Origin of the sequence: uncultured Butyricimonas sp., from assembly GCF_959596855.1 — a bacterium.
Taxonomy (GTDB): Bacteria; Bacteroidota; Bacteroidia; order Bacteroidales; family Marinifilaceae; genus Butyricimonas; species Butyricimonas muris.
Map to the genome: position 1 here is coordinate 1 of NZ_CAUFYA010000025.1, position 17,232 is coordinate 17,232.

General features: G+C 42.9%; 18 protein-coding genes and 2 tRNA genes. 7 read left to right on the plus strand and 13 right to left on the minus strand.

Going from position 1 to position 17,232, the window contains the following annotated elements; translation table 11 throughout:
• The 4 genes from Q5866_RS11640 to Q5866_RS11655 form a co-directional block, all read left to right on the plus strand.
• The coding region (locus Q5866_RS11640; RefSeq protein WP_303180385.1) for a S24 family peptidase at positions 1-305 on the plus strand (305 nt) is incomplete at its 5' end.
• 31 nt (positions 306-336) lie between these two features.
• Positions 337-789, plus strand: a complete 453-nt coding sequence (locus Q5866_RS11645; RefSeq protein ID WP_303180386.1) for a hypothetical protein — start codon at positions 337-339, stop codon at positions 787-789.
• A gap of 1 nt (position 790) precedes the next feature.
• Entirely contained in the window at positions 791-2,107 is a 1,317-nt protein-coding gene (locus tag Q5866_RS11650; RefSeq protein ID WP_303180387.1) for an exonuclease domain-containing protein, read from the plus strand.
• A gap of 20 nt (positions 2,108-2,127) precedes the next feature.
• A complete protein-coding gene (locus Q5866_RS11655) occupies positions 2,128-2,610 on the plus strand; it encodes a hypothetical protein (RefSeq protein ID WP_303180389.1) in 483 nt (160 codons plus the stop codon).
• A gap of 325 nt (positions 2,611-2,935) precedes the next feature.
• Here the strand turns inward: Q5866_RS11655 and Q5866_RS11660 are convergent, their stop codons facing one another.
• The 10 genes from Q5866_RS11660 to Q5866_RS11705 form a co-directional block, all read right to left on the minus strand.
• Positions 2,936-3,328, minus strand: a complete 393-nt coding sequence (locus tag Q5866_RS11660) for a type II toxin-antitoxin system HicB family antitoxin (RefSeq protein ID WP_303180390.1) — start codon at positions 3,326-3,328, stop codon at positions 2,936-2,938.
• A 34-nt stretch (positions 3,329-3,362) separates the two neighbouring features.
• Positions 3,363-3,560 carry a type II toxin-antitoxin system HicA family toxin gene (locus Q5866_RS11665; RefSeq protein WP_303180392.1) on the minus strand — a complete coding sequence of 66 codons (198 nt, stop codon included), beginning with the start codon at positions 3,558-3,560 and terminating at the stop codon, positions 3,363-3,365.
• A 78-nt stretch (positions 3,561-3,638) separates the two neighbouring features.
• Positions 3,639-4,835: a site-specific integrase gene (locus tag Q5866_RS11670; RefSeq protein ID WP_303180394.1), complete on the minus strand. Its 1,197-nt coding sequence runs from the start codon at positions 4,833-4,835 to the stop codon at positions 3,639-3,641.
• A gap of 140 nt (positions 4,836-4,975) precedes the next feature.
• Positions 4,976-5,049 (minus strand) — tRNA-Pro (locus tag Q5866_RS11675).
• Positions 5,050-5,067: 18 nt separating this feature from the next.
• Positions 5,068-5,158 (minus strand) — tRNA-Ser (locus tag Q5866_RS11680).
• Positions 5,159-5,275: 117 nt separating this feature from the next.
• Positions 5,276-5,734 (minus strand): hypothetical protein, encoded by a 459-nt coding sequence (locus tag Q5866_RS11685; RefSeq protein WP_303180395.1) that lies wholly within the window; start codon positions 5,732-5,734, stop codon positions 5,276-5,278.
• Between the two features lie 22 nt (positions 5,735-5,756).
• A complete protein-coding gene (locus tag Q5866_RS11690) occupies positions 5,757-6,140 on the minus strand; it encodes a hypothetical protein (RefSeq protein WP_303180396.1) in 384 nt (127 codons plus the stop codon).
• Between the two features lie 22 nt (positions 6,141-6,162).
• The gene (locus Q5866_RS11695) at positions 6,163-6,732 is read right to left on the minus strand and encodes an RNA polymerase sigma factor (RefSeq protein WP_099289888.1); all 570 of its coding nucleotides are present in this window, start codon (positions 6,730-6,732) and stop codon (positions 6,163-6,165) included.
• Positions 6,733-6,803: 71 nt separating this feature from the next.
• Entirely contained in the window at positions 6,804-7,808 is a 1,005-nt protein-coding gene (locus Q5866_RS11700) for a glycosyltransferase family 2 protein (protein WP_303180398.1), read from the minus strand.
• 56 nt (positions 7,809-7,864) lie between these two features.
• Positions 7,865-8,731 carry a lysophospholipid acyltransferase family protein gene (locus Q5866_RS11705; RefSeq protein WP_186977440.1) on the minus strand — a complete coding sequence of 289 codons (867 nt, stop codon included), beginning with the start codon at positions 8,729-8,731 and terminating at the stop codon, positions 7,865-7,867.
• 145 nt (positions 8,732-8,876) lie between these two features.
• Here Q5866_RS11705 and Q5866_RS11710 point away from each other — a divergent pair, with 145 nt between their 5' ends.
• From Q5866_RS11710 to yidC, 3 genes are all read left to right on the plus strand, one after another.
• Positions 8,877-10,736, plus strand: coding sequence for a DUF349 domain-containing protein (locus tag Q5866_RS11710; RefSeq protein WP_303180400.1), 1,860 nt, complete (start codon positions 8,877-8,879; stop codon positions 10,734-10,736).
• Positions 10,737-10,924: 188 nt separating this feature from the next.
• Complete coding sequence (locus tag Q5866_RS11715) at positions 10,925-12,523, plus strand: CTP synthase (RefSeq protein WP_099289884.1); 1,599 nt, start codon at positions 10,925-10,927, stop codon at positions 12,521-12,523.
• Between the two features lie 103 nt (positions 12,524-12,626).
• Positions 12,627-14,471, plus strand: coding sequence for a membrane protein insertase YidC (gene yidC / locus Q5866_RS11720; RefSeq protein ID WP_099289883.1), 1,845 nt, complete (start codon positions 12,627-12,629; stop codon positions 14,469-14,471).
• 324 nt (positions 14,472-14,795) lie between these two features.
• On the opposite strand, the gene ribE is transcribed toward yidC, so the two are convergent.
• The 3 genes from ribE to Q5866_RS11735 are packed head-to-tail and all read right to left on the minus strand — an operon-like array spanning position 14,796 to position 17,202.
• On the minus strand, positions 14,796-15,257 hold the full coding sequence (ribE, locus tag Q5866_RS11725) for a 6,7-dimethyl-8-ribityllumazine synthase (protein WP_186977446.1): 462 nt from the start codon (positions 15,255-15,257) through the stop codon (positions 14,796-14,798).
• Between the two features lie 12 nt (positions 15,258-15,269).
• Positions 15,270-16,523, minus strand: coding sequence for a bifunctional 3,4-dihydroxy-2-butanone-4-phosphate synthase/GTP cyclohydrolase II (locus Q5866_RS11730; RefSeq protein WP_303180403.1), 1,254 nt, complete (start codon positions 16,521-16,523; stop codon positions 15,270-15,272).
• A gap of 31 nt (positions 16,524-16,554) precedes the next feature.
• Entirely contained in the window at positions 16,555-17,202 is a 648-nt protein-coding gene (locus Q5866_RS11735; protein ID WP_099289880.1) for a riboflavin synthase, read from the minus strand.
• Between the last annotated feature and the right edge of the window lie 30 nt (positions 17,203-17,232).

The following is a 17,232-nucleotide window of genomic DNA, read 5'->3' on the forward strand; positions in this document are numbered from 1 at the left end:
TCACGATTCGAGCCAAAGGACGAAGCATGATAAATCGTGAATACCCGGATCGTAGTGTAAAAGAAGGTGACTACATTGGGTGTATAAAATGCCGTTCCGGTGTTGTCCGGTACGGCGAAGTTTATGCTTTAGCGACTTCCGAGGGCGTTATGGTTAAGATCGTGCAAGAATCAGATCGAGAAGGATACGTGTTACTGGAATCTTTTAATAAGGAGGAAGGCTTTAAACCATTCAACTACCCAATAGTAGATATTCACGATTGGGCGTTAGTCGTGGCGGTAGCAAGTATTAGTAGGTGGGCATAACAATTTATAGGATCGGCAAAATTAAAATAAAATGACTCAAGAACAGATTGAAATATACTCGTATTCTTTAGCGTACAGATTTTTATCTGAAAATGAAAAACCTTGGAAAGGAGATTCTAAAAAAGAAATCGAATATGAATTATTAATCAAACCTAATCCTTCCCTAGAAAAGATAAAATCGTTAATGCAAAAAGAACTCAAACGAGTATCAAAAGCGGAACAATTTTATATTGATTCAGTTGCTTCGTGGATGGTTACAATAAAAAATATGATCGAAAAAATTGGTGACGAGGAATCATCAAAATACCTAGGAATACGCCCAACAATCATTGACCACATTAAAAGCGAATGTTCACATCCAGAATTCCAAAGCTTCAATCAATATCTAATACAAAGAAGAGATATTGACAAATGTTCTCATGAAGAATTAGGACATCTATCAATGCTATTAACAGCTTTTCAACGCACGATAAAAATTCTTTAGCATGGATACTTTAAATTACGTTGCTATTGATTTTGAAACAGCAACCAAAGAAAGACATTCCATTTGTTCCGTTGGTATCGTAACCGTCATTAATGGAATTATTATGGAAAAATATTTCTCCCTAATACAACCGCCCCGAAATGAATACTCGAATATGTGTATATCTATACATGGAGTTACCCCGGACAAAACGATAGCCGCACCTACGTTCCCAGAAATATACCCGGAGATTCAACGCAGGTTAAAAAACAAGACCATTGTCGCACATAACGCAAAAAGCGTAGAATTTCATTGTTTAAATAATGCCATGCAGTTATATAATATTCAAGAAGACTTAAATATAACATGGGTTGATACAATGGATATAGACCGGAGATCGTTAAAAATAATATGCGAAGAGTTTCAAATACCGTTAACACATCACGATCCTCTTTCTGACGCTCTTGCTTGCGCTGAAATATACTTGCGGCATAACAATACTAAAGATGAAAGTGCTCCTCGACAAAATAGTCATACCAAGAAAGAGCAAAAGCCTATTGATCCCAAGTATGACAATGAGAATAATCCATTTCAGGGGAAAAGAGTTGTACTCACGGGTGAATTTATTTCTTGGTCACGTAGAGACGACTTACATGAACTCATGAAAACACTTGGCGCAAGGGTCAGTAGTTCCGTGTCTGGAGCTACAAACATCCTCATTAAAGGTATGTTCCCCGGAGATACCAAATTGAATAAAATGAAGGAAAATATAGCCAACGGGAAAGATGCGATTATTTTAAATGAAAATGAGATTATAGAGATGTTATCTCAATGCGGAATTGAATACAACATCGTTGATCTTAGTGACGAATCATCCATGAAGAGCACAAGCGAATACGCAGTGTATAACAAAAAAGTAACAATAGATTCCCGGTTCGATAATGAGGATAACCCGTTTATTAAAAAAAGGATTGCATTATCAGGACATTTCATTTCATGGTCGGATCGAGAACGGTTGCGTGATCTACTTGAATTACTCGGCGCAATAGTTAGTGAACACGTGTCTAGCGCAACTAATATTCTGATAGCAGGTTTACAGGCTGGGGATAAGAAAATTGAGAAAATGAACGAAAATATCAGCAAAGGGAAAAATGCTATTATCCTAAACGAAAACGGAATCATCGAAATGTTAGCTTTATGCGGGTTCGAATACGAGAAAGTAGATTTGCCCATTGCAAATAAATCGTCTCTTGAAGAAACGATCACACTAAAACAATGGTCTCAAACATTTCAAGAAAGATACGCAAAGAGATTATCGGAAGAAGAAAATACTCAATAACAAACCAAAACAGGGAGATTATGAAAAAACTATTAATTTTATGCATCGTGACATTAGTTGCGTGTTCTGGATTTTGTCAAAATAAGAAAAACAAAAAAATAGAAATACCTAAGAAAACAAATACAATTGAACTCGTAACAAGTTACAAAACTCCCAAAGAGGCATTAAACGAAATCGTAAAAGTATTACTATTAGAAGGAATTGAACCTGAAAAGATTGATAGTTCCGCATATTTCATTACAACAGGCACACACGGAGTTGAATCTACAGATAACAAACTAATGTTTGTTATTTCTGAAAAATCAGATACGATCATGATTAGAATAACTGGAAAATTCATTATGAATGTAGAAATTACGATTGGTGGCGTAACTGGAAAATCATCATGGAACAAAACATCTTACCAAGGCATGAAAGGGAGTCCATACAGACTTTCTTGGGATTTCATGAATAAGTTTGCAACTTTAATTCCAAACAAAAAAGTCAAATATATAACGAATTAAAACTAGATATCATGAAAAAATTCATAACCTTAACCACAATAAGGAATAATATCTATTCCATAAGCCTCGAAACAATTACTTCCGTGGCAAGAATAAACACTATCGAGAAAGAGCATTTAGATTTTTGCTAGAATTGAAAGATTACGACCATTTTACACTTGTAAAGCAAGGCTTATGCTGCGATCCGATAATGCTATACGTGAAAGAAGAGTATGAAGAGATGATGAAGAAAATAGAAGAAGCTGCAAAAAATTAACCCATCAAAATACCCCGGTAGAATCTACCGGGGCTTTGCTTTTCTAATAGCATAAGCTGTCAAACAAAACTACAAAGATAAAGCAATAAGTTCACGACCTAAATTGTGTAATGCCGTTTCTATTTTCTTTACTTGCGTTGGACGAGGTTTGCTTACCCCGTTAGCGTAATTCCACAATTGTTTTTGATTTATACCCGTGATACGTTCTAACCCGGCATTAGTTAATATTCCGCTATAATATTCCAGTAAACTACGAACGTCAAATCTCCATTCAATTTCAATATTCCCCTGTAAAATGTCAGGTATTTCGGTGTTATACTTTTTATACAGGTCTATCGCTTCATGAATGTTTTTTTGTGTTTCTTGAACGGTGTCTCCCGCCCCGTATATACCTTCCACATTCTCTGCCCATGCCCCAAACATGTCTTTGCCTCTTTCTATTGTTACTTTAATTTTTCCCATGTCGTACAATTTTGTTTGTTCCAGAAGAAAGGAGCTATTCAAGCTCCATTTCCTTGCTAATCTTTATTCTCAATCCTCCCGGCATCTCCTTCGCCCCGTGGTAAGGAACTGGGTAACGGATGCCTTTATTATCCTCGTAAATATAGTGGCTCCCCTCTGCCTTCCCTGTCCATCTCCAACCTCTTTTTTTACCTTTTTTTCTAATACTCTTGTGAAACTCCGTGTACTTCATCTTTATATTCGTTTTGTTTGACATTTCAAAGATAGGAAAATTTTCTATTATTCCAAAATAAAATAGGAAATATTTCTATTATTTTTTATCAAAAATATAATCAATAACTTTCCTGTTCGCCTCATCAATTTTCTTTTTGTCAAACTTGATATAAATATCTGTAACAGAACTTGCAGAATGACCGAGGGCTGCCGCTATCGTTTCTTTAGGAATATCAAGACCGGCGGCGATTGATGCCCACGTGTGACGCGCCCAATAAGACGACAAACCGGGAAATTTTACCGTTATATTTTTCTTTCCTCCTAGCCCCTTACGTTCCACGTCACCTATTTTTTGAAGCCCTATATTCATCCGGTGCAAAAAGTCCTTGTAATTTTTATAATCATCTAAAACATTAAGCATATATTTCCCTTGCCCTTTATATTTTTCAATAATTTTCAATGCTTCCGGTTCCACTTTCATCTCGTACAAGCGATTAGTTTTCGCCCGGTGGAAAACAATTTTATCTCCTTTTAGCGGGGGAAGATTAAACAAGTCTACGGCATTAATGCCCATCAAGTAAAACATCAACATGAACATATCTCGGTATCGCTCCTGATACTCTTCCACATCAAAATTCATTAACTCTCGCAACTCTTCTACGGACAACGATCTTTTAGCCGTTTCCTCCTTCTTTATCTTATATTTGCGAAACGGGTAAATATTAGTATACTCGTTATCTATCGCGTAATTAAAAACAGACCGAATATTCCTAAGGTGAATGCCTATCGTGTTTACCTTGTTATCACATTCAAGTAACCAATTCTCAAAACGTATTAACCATTCCTTGTTCATCGATTCAAAAGTTGCATCTCGGTCAAATTCCAATATCTTGCTTTTCGTGTGCGTGTAAACAGCAATCGTGCCTTCTTTGGTCTTAGTACTGATAAACTCATCCAAGCAATCAATAAAACTCATACCTTCCAGCTTGCCCGATATTTTTTTCTCAATAATCTCTTTTAGTCGCTCGTTCGTGATCGAATACGCATTCCCTTTCTCCTCTATATCAAAAATCACTTTCTCGACCTTATTTAAAATATCTCTCAATCGCACATTCTTCGCCCTGTGATTTGGCTCGTTCGAGGTGAACTTGTCGAAATCCCAATTCTCTATAATGGAAGACAAACCTGTTTTTACTAGGAAATATTTCCTATTTTTGCTAACGTAAATTTTAACAGGGAATGACCCGTCCTTCTTTTGCGATCTTGTATCAAGGTAAATTTTTGCAGTTATCATATTTTGACCTCTAATTTGCAAACTATTTGCAAACAAATGTACTGAAAAAACCTGCAAAAACCCGCAAAAACCGAAATACATTATACTTTAGGATACAAAAAAAGGAGTCCATTTTACCGTAACTCCTTGTCTTCCAACCGTCGGGGTGACAGGATTCGAACCTGCGACCCTCTGCTCCCAAAGCAGATGCGCTACCGGACTGCGCTACGCCCCGAAGCACCTCTAAAATTTGTGGCGGAGAGAGGGGGATTCGAACCCCCGGTACAGTAATCCCGTACGACAGTTTAGCAAACTGTTGGTTTCAGCCACTCACCCATCTCTCCAATAGCGCTGACAAAAGTAGTGCTTTTTATCGTTCTTGCAAGCTTTTAAGGTCTTTTTTTTCTTTTTTTTTCAGGCAAGACGGCTAATAAACTAAATCTCAATACCTCCGAAACACATTATCTGGGGACAGGAACGGGTTTATTCTCCATTTTTTTCCATAGCTGGTGACGGAATTTCTGTTCTGCCTCGAACATCAGCCACACTTTTTTAGCGGGCAACACTTTCAACAGCCTATCCGTGTATTCCTTCTTGATATTCCATGCCGCCTGCTCCGCGTCCAAAACGGTTTTCAGATTCTTTTTCGCTTGTTCCTCCGTCGTTACCGGGGCTGTCTTTTCTTTTTTACAGGTCAACGCACGTATCTTATCGTTTTCAACCCGCATTTTCTGTTGCATCTCGTTATAGAGAGGCCAGAACACGACAGCCTCCTCCGGTGTCAATTCCATTTCTTGGGTAAAGAACGCTATTTTTTGGGCTTCAAACTCTTTGCGTTTCTCGTCGCTCAATTTACCCGATTGAGCGAACAACGAGAGCGAAAGTCCAACCATCAAAATAATAAATCCAGCTTTTTTCAAATATGATACCTTCTATACAATTTTACCTGCGTTCAGCAAACAAGAAATCCGCAACATCGGACTCCTGTGACAAATACTCGATAATCTCTTCGCGGGACGGGTCGAAATCCGTATCGAATATATACTCGTCCTCTTCTTGTGCGGCCGACGCTTTCTGTTCCGTTTTCTTTGCCAACATTTCATTATCATCTACTAAACGAGGCAATAGAAATTGCACGAAAAGCATCGCGAACACGAATAATCCCGCCAATCCTAAATAAGGCTTCAACATCTGCAAAGCCCCCGCGCGTTTGGGTTTCCCGGTTTCCTTCACCCGTTCCATCACTCGCTCCTCCAAGGAGTCGAAGTAACCGTCAGGTACGGAGAACGGGTTCTTTGATCTGTATTTCTCGTCTAAATTATCCATAATCATCCCTTTACATTCATTATTAATCAAACGTGGGCAAAGTATCCGAAATCTTCAAGCACTCCTCGATCTTCTTCACCGCATTATGATACGTCGCCTTGAGAGTCCCTACCGCCACATTCAATACTTCCGCGATATCCTCGTATTTCATATCATCAAAATACTTCATGTTGAAAACCAACCGTTGGCGCTCCGGTAACTTCAGCACGGCTTTTTGCAACTCGCGCTGAATAGAGTCCCCGCAGAAAAACGTATCACTCTCCAACTGATTCTCCAGCATGGGCGTAATCTCCTGCGAATTCCCGTAAGTCTTCCGACGCTTCTCGTTCAAGAAGTTAATCGCTTCGTTCGTTGCCACGCGGTACATCCACGTGAACAATTTCGCTTCGTAGCGAAACTCCTTCAGACCTCTCCATATCTTGATAAATGTATTTTGCAATACATCATCGCTATCATCATGGTCGATAACGATCTTCCGGATATGCCAATAGAGCCGCTCGCCGTATTTAGCCACCAGCGCGCGGAATGCTTTATCCTCACCGTTACCCGAGTGAAAAAGCTTTACTATATCTTCATCGCTCATTTCCTTCATTCTAACTCCTAAGTTTTAAAAGCCTTCTACACTAAGACAAGGTTTTATGTCAAAGGTTTATTCCCACACCTCTAAAATTTCAAATCCGAGAATTTCTTTTTCCCGCGCAAGAAATAATCCAGAATAATACTACGGGGATACATTTCGGCAAACGGCTTCATGCCTGCCGGGATCGGGTATCTTTTCCTCAACTTCCGGAATGCCTTGTACGCTTGTATGATCGAACGAGTGTTGGCAAACTCTCCTTTCATCAGAAAAAGAGCCCCTGCCATACAATCCAACAGCAAACGCACGAAAAACACTTTCTGCCGGGAAGCCCCCCCGAGGTTCTTGTGCAACATCAACAGATTATTGCGATAATTCAAAAACAACTTCCGGGGATGATTCATGGGCAAGGAGCCTCCACCCAAATGATACACCACGGAAGAAGGTACTACCTTTAATACATACCCGCTATTCTTCAATCGCCAACAAAGATCGATTTCCTCCATGTGGGCAAAGAAAGCCTCGTCCAACCCGCCAGCCTCCAGATATCGCTCCCGCCGGATACACAACGCCGCCCCGGTTGCCCAAAACACTTCCCGCTCATCATCATACTGTCCGGTATCGACCTCCGTGCAATCCATCACGCGGCCGCGGCAAAAGGGAAAGCCGAGATAGTCGATAAAACCGCCACTCGCCCCGGCATACTCGAATTTATCTTTCTCCCGGTAAGCCAATATTTTGGGTTGCACGGCAACAACACGCGGATCACGATCCAAAGCATCAACCAACGGTTCCAGCCATCCCGGTGCAACCTCCACGTCACTATTCAACAACACCGCGTACTCTGCCTCGATCATCTCCAACGCCCGGTTATACCCTCCCGCGAAACCGAAATTATCTTCAAACAACACCCGTTCCACACTCGCGAACTCCCGTTCCAAACACCCCCACGAATCGTCAGAAGAATGATTGTCTACCACGATCACCCTTCCCAATTCCGGATTGGTATTCCGAATCACCGAAGGCAGGAATTCCCTCAACAACTTCTCCCCGTTCCAATTCAATATAATGACAGCAACACGCTTATACATTTTAGATTTTAGATTTTAGATTTCTAATTTTCCCCCGCACTCTCTATTCTCGAGTCTTAAACTTTCTTATGTTTCCATCGCTTGTGCGACCACAGCCAATACTGCGGCTCCTCGCGGATAAACGACTCCAGTAACCGGGTATGCATCTCGGTCAATACCCCCGGTTCCAACCCGGCAGGATTAGCACAAACATCAATAAACTCCACCTCGTAATAACCACGCTTTACTTTACGCATACGCACGGAAACAACAGGAAAATTGTACTTTCTCGCGATTCGTTCCGTCCCCAGTAAAACAGGAGTATCTTGATTCAAAAAGCGAGTCCAGAAATTAAGATTGTGAACATTGGGTGTCTGATCCCCGATAAATCCGGCTAAAAACAACTTTTTTTCCGAACGATAACGGGCAATCACCCGCAAGGTATCATCCTTGGCAACCAACACGGCACCAAACTTCGAGCGAATCGCTTTCATCATCCGGTCGGTCACCTTACTCCGGATAGGCTTATATAAAGCCAAAAAGTCGGCATCGTTCTCCCAAAGACTGTACGAAGACATCCATTCCCAATTGCCGTAATGCCCCAGCACGCCGATCACGCTCCTTCCCTCGTCAAAATATTTCTGCGGCAACTCCGTGTTTCGAAAAACACAGCGTTTCCGTATCGCGGCCTCGGACATATGCCACAATTTATACAGTTCGACCGACAGATCTGCCATATGCTTATAATACTTCCTCTCTATTGCCACAATCTCCTTCAAACTCTTTTCCGGAAAAGAGTTACAGAGGTTCGTACGCACCACTTCCCGGCGGTAACGGGACACGTAATATAGCAGGACATAATTTATGTCCGCGATAATATACAGCACCCGAAACGGCAAAAAGCTGATCAACCAAACAAGACCATATAATATATATGAAAACATAATCGCTAATAATAAATGTCAAAGATACATGTTTACGATAGAATTCCAAAAAGAAGTCTTCTCCGTTTTTTTAGTTAATATAAATTGGCAGTGTCAGAATAAATCATTATTTTCGTCAGTTGAATGCGTAAAAACAGGAATAGCTATGGAGCAAGAAAACTTACAACAAGCCGAGGAGTTGCAAAATAACGAGCAGCTTTCTTCGGACACTTTAAATGACGAAACACAAAACGAAGTTTCAGTTCAGGGTCAACCTACACCTATCGAGAAAACCCCCGAAAAAGAAGTTCCGGTATGGGATTTCTCCAGTTTTAACACGGATGAGATCATCTCTCACATGAAAGCTCTGATCGACGACTTTCCCGTGCAACGCTTGAAGGTACTGGACAGCCTGCCGCAAGTTTTCGAAGCACAATACCAGAAAGAATACGACAAAGCTCTCGCCGAGTACACGAAAGACGGAAGTCCGGCGGAAACATTCGATTATCAAGACAATTCCAAGGAGCGTTTTTATAGCGTGTACAGAACCTACCGTGAAAAGAAAACGGAATTTTATAAAAAACTGGAAGAGGAAAAAGAACAAAACTTAAAAGATAAACTCCAGATCATAGAGGAACTCAAAGATTTGATCCAACACGAGGAATCGTTGAATAAAACTTATCAGGATTTCAAAAACCTGCAAGACAGGTGGCGTAATACCGGTATGGTTCCGCAAGCACAAGCAAACAACCTGCTGGAAACATACCACCACCACGTGGAGAACTTCTTCAACTACGTCAAGATCAATAAAGAATTGCGTGATTTGGATCTGAAGAAAAACCTCGACGCCAAAAATACATTGATCGAACAGGCTACCGCCTTACTCGAAGATAACAATGTCGGCAACGCCTTCCGCCAATTGCAATCGCTCCATGCACAATGGAAAGAGATTGGCCCGGTTGCCAAAGAACATCAAGAAGAGGCGTGGAATCGATTCAAAGAAGTGACCGACAAGATCAATGACGCGTATCATAAATTCTTCGATACCCTCCGGGAAGAACAAGAAAACAATTTAAAATTAAAAGAAGAGATTTGCCGGAAGCTCGAAGAATACGCCGCCTTGAACATCGAAAAGATCTCGGATTGGAACACGGCAGCAGACGGAGTACTCGCCCTTCAGGAAGAATGGAAACACGCGGGCACCATTCCTATCAAAGAACGTAATCGCCTTTACAAGCGATACCGGGCAGCGTGCGACGCGTTCTTTAACAAGAAACGCCAATACTTCCAAGAAATTCAAAATATGCAAAGCCAGAATCTGACAAAGAAAATAGCTCTTTGTGAAAAAGTTGAGGCTATAAAAGAAAGTACAGATTGGCGAGCAACCACATCCAAGATTATTGAATATCAACGGGAATGGAAGACAATCGGACCCGTGCCAAAAAAGGTTTCCAATAAAATATGGAACCGCTTCCGTTCCGCTTGTGACTATTTCTTTGACAGAAAATCCGAATTGGCAAAAAACTTGAATGCCGATCAAGTGAAGAATCTGGAACTCAAGAAAGCCTTGATTGAAGAGGTGCGCAACTTCCAACTGACAAGCAACACGGATGAAGATATCGAAACTTTGAAAGCATTCCAAACCCGCTGGGCTGAAATCGGATTCGTACCTATCAAAGAGAAGGACGCGGTTCAAACAGAATTCCGCAAACTGATCAACGCGCATTTTGATCTACTTGACATTGACGAATTCGATAAAAACATAGAACGCTTCAAATCCAAGATCAACACGTTCGACAACAGCGACGACAAGGTAAGCAAGATCATCCAAGAAAGGGAAAAACTGGTAAACAAGATCAAGCAACTGGAAACAGACCTGCACGCTTGGGAGAACAATATCGGGTTCTTCTCCAAGTCCAACAAATCGGAAGGTTTAATCCGGGAATTTACTGCCAAGATCGAAAACGCCCGCCACAAACTAAGTCTGATGCAAGAAAAGCTAAAACTTATCGACGGCATGATCTAAGAAAGATAAAAAAGAGGGGCACACAGTTGCCCCTCTTTTTATGTTTGTATCATATTTTTTCTTACTTTTGTCGTTAAGTTTCGACATACTTGATCATTTTGCTTGTTATTCAGCAGAATAACAAACAGTTCAAGTATTTTCAAGTCGTTGGATGTAGAATATAGAAACAATTATAAAATATTTATATCGTGTCAACAAAATATGTATTCGTTACGGGTGGAGTTGCCTCATCTTTGGGGAAAGGAATCATTGCTTCCTCGCTAGCCAAACTCCTCCAGTCAAGAGGTTATAAAGTCGCGAACCAAAAACTGGACCCGTATATTAATGTAGATCCCGGAACCTTGAATCCCTATGAACACGGAGAATGTTACGTGACCAATGACGGTGCGGAAACCGATTTGGATTTGGGACATTACGAAAGGTTCACGAACATCCCCACTTCACAGGCCAACAATATCACGACCGGACGCATATACCAGAACGTGATTACCAAAGAACGCCGCGGAGATTATCTGGGAAAAACCGTACAAATCATTCCGCATATCACGGATGAGATCAAACGAAATATAAAACTTCTCGGCAGCCAAGGTGACTACGATTTCGTTATCACCGAGATCGGGGGAACCGTGGGCGACATCGAATCGCTGCCGTTCATCGAAGCCGTTCGCCAGTTACGCTGGGAGCTCGGGGAGAAATCCGTGTTCATCCATTTGACCTTGGTTCCTTATCTCACCGCATCGGGAGAATTGAAAACCAAACCCACGCAACATTCCGTGAAAGCCCTTTTGGAAAACGGGGTACAACCGGATATCATCGTGTTGCGCACGGAACATGAACTGGGTTCCGACATCCGGAGAAAAGTAGCCTTATTCTGTAATGTAGACCCGAAAGCTGTCATTCAATCCATCGACGTCGACACCATTTACAAGGTGCCCATCAAAATGCGGGAAGAGAAACTCGACGAGATAGTACTATCCCAACTAGGATTACCTTTAAAACACGAGCCGGATTTGGAATCATGGGAGCGTTTCCTGTACAAATTCAAAAACTACAATCGCAAAATAAACATTGCCCTCGTGGGTAAGTACGTGGAATTACACGACGCGTACAAATCTATCGTGGAATCATTCATCCATGCCGGTGCAGCCAACGACTGCAAAGTGAATATCAAATGGGTGCACAGTGCCCATGATATCCATGTAGACAATATCTGCGAACTCTTCAAGGACGTTGACGGCATTTTGGTTGCTCCCGGTTTCGGGCAACGCGGTATAGAAGGCAAACTGCTGGCTATCGAATACGCCCGCACCAATAACATCCCGTTCCTCGGTATCTGCCTCGGAATGCAAATGGCTGTTATCGAATACGCTCGCAACGTGATGCATCTTGAAGGAGCCGATTCTACGGAAATGGCACCAAAAACCAAATATCCCGTGATAGACCTCATGGAATCGCAAAAAGAAGTAACCGACAAGGGAGGTACCATGCGTCTGGGAGCCTACAAGTGCGTGTTAAAAGAAGGTTCCAAGGCCATGGAAGCATACGGCTCGAAAGAGATTGAAGAAAGACATCGCCACCGCTACGAATTTAATGGAGAATACACCGACCAATTCGAAGCAGCCGGAATGATCACGACAGGGGTAAACCCGGAAACAGGGTTGACCGAAATCGTGGAAATCCCCACGCACAAATGGTTCGTGGGAACTCAATTCCACCCGGAATACAAGAGTACGGTAACCAACCCGCATCCCTTGTTCGTGGCATTTGTAAAAGCGTGTTTATCATGATATTCCGTGATTGCCGATTCAATGATTCCCAGATTACAAGAATCACAGAATCGGCAATCAATAAATCACAGAATCAATAAATCATAAAATTTAAAATCAGTATATGGATAGAAATACAATAACCGGTTTAGTCGTTATCGCGTTAATGCTAATCGGCTACTCTTATTTCATGAGCCCATCGAAAGAGGAATTGCGGCAAATACACCGCCGTGACTCCATAGCGAGAGTGGAGGCTCAAAGAGCCGCTGCGCTGGAGAAACAGAGAGAAGCTGATTTCGCTTCACAACAGGAGGCAACGGCTCAAACCGCTACAAGTGTCTTCACGCAAGACTCTTCGGCTGTCGAGGAACAATACACGCTGGAAAATGACAAAATCAAATTGCATATCAACACCAAAGGCGGACGGATTGACTACGTGGACTTGAAAGACTACCGTACCCACGACTCACTCCCGCTTGTATTGTGGAAAGAAAACAAGAGTGCCTTGGGAATGAATTTCTATGCCAGAAATAAACAGATCAACACCGAAGACTTGATCTTTGTCCCTAGCACGAACCAGAAAAACCTAATCGCCGCAAATTCCGAGCAAGTGCTCACCATGCGTGCATACGTGGAAGAAAACAAATACCTCGAATTTGAGTACAGGCTGGCACCCGACTCCTACATGGTCGATTTCAATATCAACACCTATAACCTTAACGACGTCATTGCCGCCAACACGAATTTCCTGACCCTTTACTGGAAAGTGGATATGCCGCAATTGGAAAAGAGCCGTGATTTCGAAAGTCGCTACACGGGAGTCTACTATAACTTCTCGAACAACGACGTGGAACACTTGTCACTTACCGGCGACGAGAAGACCGATCTGGCAACGAGCGTGAAATGGATTGCATTCAAACAACAATTCTTCTCCTCAGTACTTATCGCCAAAGAGTCGTTTCCAAACGCCGATGTTTCCAACACAACAAACAATACCCCGGGCTACTTGAAGAACGCCGAGGCAGAAATATCTCTCCCTTACACGGGAAAAGCTATCGAGAAATACGATATGCAATTCTTCTTCGGACCGAACTCCTACCCGATACTGAGAGAATACGGAAAAGACATAGAACTTCCCCAACTGATCAACCTCGGGTGGAAATGGATTGCTTGGTTTAACCGTTACGTGGTCATTCCGATTTTCAACTTCTTGGAATCAAACGTGACACTGAACTACGGTTTAATCATCTTCCTGTTGACGTTGATCATTAAATTGGTACTCTTCCCCTTGACCTATAAATCCTATATGTCACAGGCGAAAATGCGGGTACTCAAACCGCAGATTGACGAAATCAACAAGAAAATCCCTGCCGACAAAGCCATGGAACGCCAGCAGGCAGTCATGAAACTGTATAAAAAGGCGGGAGTCAACCCCATGGGCGGTTGTTTGCCGATGCTATTACAAATGCCGATCTTGATCGCCCTTTTCTACTTCTTCCCCGGTGCCATCGAATTGCGCCAGAAGAGTTTCTTGTGGGCTACCGACCTCGCATCATACGACTCTATCGCCACGCTGCCGTTCAACATCCCGTTCTACGGCAACCATGTCAGCTTATTCTGTTTGTTAATGACAATCACGAACATCCTGTACATGTGGTATAACAGTAAGAACCAACCGCAAAACGACCAAATGAAAGGTATGCAGACCATGATGTATATCATGCCTATCATGTTCCTGTTCATCTTCAACAGCTACTCGTCCGGTTTGAGTTACTACTACTTCATCGCCACGTTGATCACCATCGTGCAAACTTGGGCTATCCGTAAATTCGTCAACGACGAGAAACTATTAAAACAAATAGAACTCGCCAAAACGAAACCTGTGAAGAAATCCAAGTTCCAACAAAGACTGGAAGATATGCAACGTATGCAAGAACAACGCATGAAACAAATGCCGAAAAAGAAATAACGTTCAAAAGAACTCGATTAGGGGCTGTATCAAAATTCTGATGCAGCCCCTTTATTGTAATTCCTATCGAGAACCCATTGTAATCCTACCCAAATAATACCGTAATCATCCCCCATCTCCGGTTGTCCTCCGTTTATTTCCCGAACATCCTATTATCTCCCATAAGAACCCCCGGGTATTCGCCGCAGCAAACACAGCACCACGTACTGATTACCCTAGTTCTTCGGTAGGATTACGATAGGTCTTCAGTAGATATAGGAAATATACCTTAAAAAAAACGCCACTCGTGAGAGCGACGTTTTTCTTCACTTATCATTTATTGTCTTAAATCTGCTTCAACAAATCAATCATCTCGATTGCCGTGGTTACAGCCTCGAAACCTTTGTTTCCGGCTTTCGTTCCGGCTCTCTCAACGGCTTGTTCAATCGTGTCGGTAGTCAAAACACCGAAAATAATCGGTACCCCGGTTTGTAAACCCACGTTAGCAATACCTTTGGTAGCCTCGTTAGCGACCATGTCGAAGTGAGGAGTTGCACCGCGAATCACGGCACCCAAACAAATCACGGCATCGTACTTCTTTGTTTCTGCCATTTTCTTAGCAACCAGCGGAATCTCGAATGCACCGGGAACCCAAGCTAAATCAATATTCGACTCGTCACCGCCATGACGCTTGAAAGCATCTACTGCCCCACCCAACAATTTACTGGTAATAAATTCATTAAAACGTCCCGCAACGATACCGATGCGCTGTCCTTCTGCTAATAATTTTCCTTCGAGTAAATTCATCGTTTCCTATATTTATTTGTTTTTCAATTCTTCTTTCAATCTCTCTACCTCTTCGCGTTCACGCACATGAAGCATGTGTCCCATTTTCTTGTACTTCGTGTACATGTAGAACTCGTTTTTCTCGTTACACGTCATCTCTATCGGTTCACGTCCCACGATCTCGATCCCGTACCCTGTCAGCCCGTTAATTTTCAACGGGTTATTGGTCATTAATACCATTTTCTTCACGCCAAGATCAGCGAGAATCTCTGCCCCGGTGCCGTATTCCCGTAAATCGGCTTTAAAACCGAGTGCCAGATTCGCGTCCACCGTATCCATTCCCTCGTCCTGCAAGTGGTAAGCCTTCAGCTTATTAATCAACCCGATACCGCGACCTTCCTGACGCATATACAATAACACGCCACGACCTCTCTCGCCTATCCGGCGCATCGCCTCGGCAAGCTGGTCGCCACAATCGCAACGCAAGGAACCGAACACATCGCCTGTCAGACATTCCGAATGCACCCGACACAAAACAGGTTCGCCATCCGTCACGTCACCTTTCACCAACGCCACGTGATGCTCCCCGTTAATCTTATTCACGTACCCGTACGCTTTGAAGAAACCGTACTTCGTGGGCATATCCGCCTCTGTCACCCGTTCCACGAGCATCTCCGTCTGCCGACGATAAGTAATCAAATCCGACACGGTAATCATCTTCATCCCGTGTGCTTTAGCGAATTCCATCAATTCCGGAGTACGCATCATCGTCCCATCCTCCCGCATGATCTCGCAGCACAACCCACACTCTTTCAACCCGGCAATCCGCATCAAATCCACCGTGGCCTCCGTGTGTCCCATACGCTCCAACACACCGCCTTTCTTCGCCTCCAACGGGAACATATGTCCCGGACGACGAAAATCCGCCGACTTGGCATCATCCTCTACCGCCTTCATTGCCGTAACCGAACGCTCCAACGCGGAAATACCCGTGGTTGTATCCACGTGGTCGATTGACACGGTGAAAGCCGTACAATGATTATCCGTATTCGTGGTCACCATTTGTTCCAAGCCTAACTTTGTCGTCAAAGCCTTGCTCATCGGCATACAAATTAAACCTTTAGCGTATGATGCCATAAAATTCACGTTCTCCAACGTGGCAAACTCCGCGGCACAAATCAAATCCCCCTCGTTCTCACGATCCGGATCATCCACCGCGATAATCATTTTCCCGGCTCTCAAATCGGCTATCGCCTCTTCAATCGTACTAAACTTGAAATCTTCCATATCTTTGTTTTAAATTCTATATTTTAAATTCTCAAAACCCGTTCGCCAACAAAAAATCCAACGTCAATCCACCCTTAGGCTCCGCGGGAGATGCCGGACGCATTAACTTCTCCACGTATTTGGCAATCACGTCATTCTCCAAGTTCACGTTATCCCCGACCTGTTTCTTTACCAAGGTCGTTTCATCCCGCGTGTGAGGAATAACAGAAACGGTAAATACGCTATCCGATACCGACACCACGGTCAGACTAATCCCGTCAATCGTGATAGACCCCTTCTCCACGATATACCGCAACAATTCGCCAGAGGTCGCAATCGTCACCCGTATCGCATTTTCATCCTTCTCTCGCCCCACGATCTTTCCCATCCCGTCCACGTGTCCCGAAACAATATGCCCCCCCAATCGACCGTTCAAACTCAACGCTCTTTCCAGATTCACGGGACTACCCGCGCGTAACTCTCCGAGATTACTGCGCTGCATCGTTTCCGGCATCACATCCGCGCAAAAACTTCCGCTATCAAAAGAAATCACCGTCAGGCAAACCCCGTTCGTGGCAATGCTATCACCCACTTTCAAATCCTCCAACACCTTTTTCGCCTTCACCTCCAGCACCACACTCCGGTTTCCCCGCTTGATACCTTTTATTGTTCCTATTTCTTCTATTATTCCTGTAAACATACTAATTTTAGATTTATGATTTTAGATTTT

Coding starts and splice junctions, on each gene's coding strand:
- ribE (WP_186977446.1), bottom strand. CDS start 15,257: ATGAATTTACTCGAAGGAAAATTATTAGCAGAAGGACAGCGCATCGGT.
- Q5866_RS11730 (WP_303180403.1), bottom strand. CDS start 16,523: ATGGAAGATTTCAAGTTTAGTACGATTGAAGAGGCGATAGCCGATTTG.
- Q5866_RS11695 (WP_099289888.1), bottom strand. CDS start 6,732: ATGAAGGAAATGAGCGATGAAGATATAGTAAAGCTTTTTCACTCGGGT.
- yidC (WP_099289883.1), top strand. CDS start 12,627: ATGGATAGAAATACAATAACCGGTTTAGTCGTTATCGCGTTAATGCTA.
- Q5866_RS11690 (WP_303180396.1), bottom strand. CDS start 6,140: ATGGATAATTTAGACGAGAAATACAGATCAAAGAACCCGTTCTCCGTA.
- Q5866_RS11655 (WP_303180389.1), top strand. CDS start 2,128: ATGAAAAAACTATTAATTTTATGCATCGTGACATTAGTTGCGTGTTCT.
- Q5866_RS11650 (WP_303180387.1), top strand. CDS start 791: ATGGATACTTTAAATTACGTTGCTATTGATTTTGAAACAGCAACCAAA.
- Q5866_RS11700 (WP_303180398.1), bottom strand. CDS start 7,808: ATGTATAAGCGTGTTGCTGTCATTATATTGAATTGGAACGGGGAGAAG.
- Q5866_RS11665 (WP_303180392.1), bottom strand. CDS start 3,560: ATGAAGTACACGGAGTTTCACAAGAGTATTAGAAAAAAAGGTAAAAAA.
- Q5866_RS11710 (WP_303180400.1), top strand. CDS start 8,877: ATGGAGCAAGAAAACTTACAACAAGCCGAGGAGTTGCAAAATAACGAG.
- Q5866_RS11670 (WP_303180394.1), bottom strand. CDS start 4,835: ATGATAACTGCAAAAATTTACCTTGATACAAGATCGCAAAAGAAGGAC.
- Q5866_RS11705 (WP_186977440.1), bottom strand. CDS start 8,731: ATGTTTTCATATATATTATATGGTCTTGTTTGGTTGATCAGCTTTTTG.
- Q5866_RS11735 (WP_099289880.1), bottom strand. CDS start 17,202: ATGTTTACAGGAATAATAGAAGAAATAGGAACAATAAAAGGTATCAAG.
- Q5866_RS11645 (WP_303180386.1), top strand. CDS start 337: ATGACTCAAGAACAGATTGAAATATACTCGTATTCTTTAGCGTACAGA.
- Q5866_RS11660 (WP_303180390.1), bottom strand. CDS start 3,328: ATGGGAAAAATTAAAGTAACAATAGAAAGAGGCAAAGACATGTTTGGG.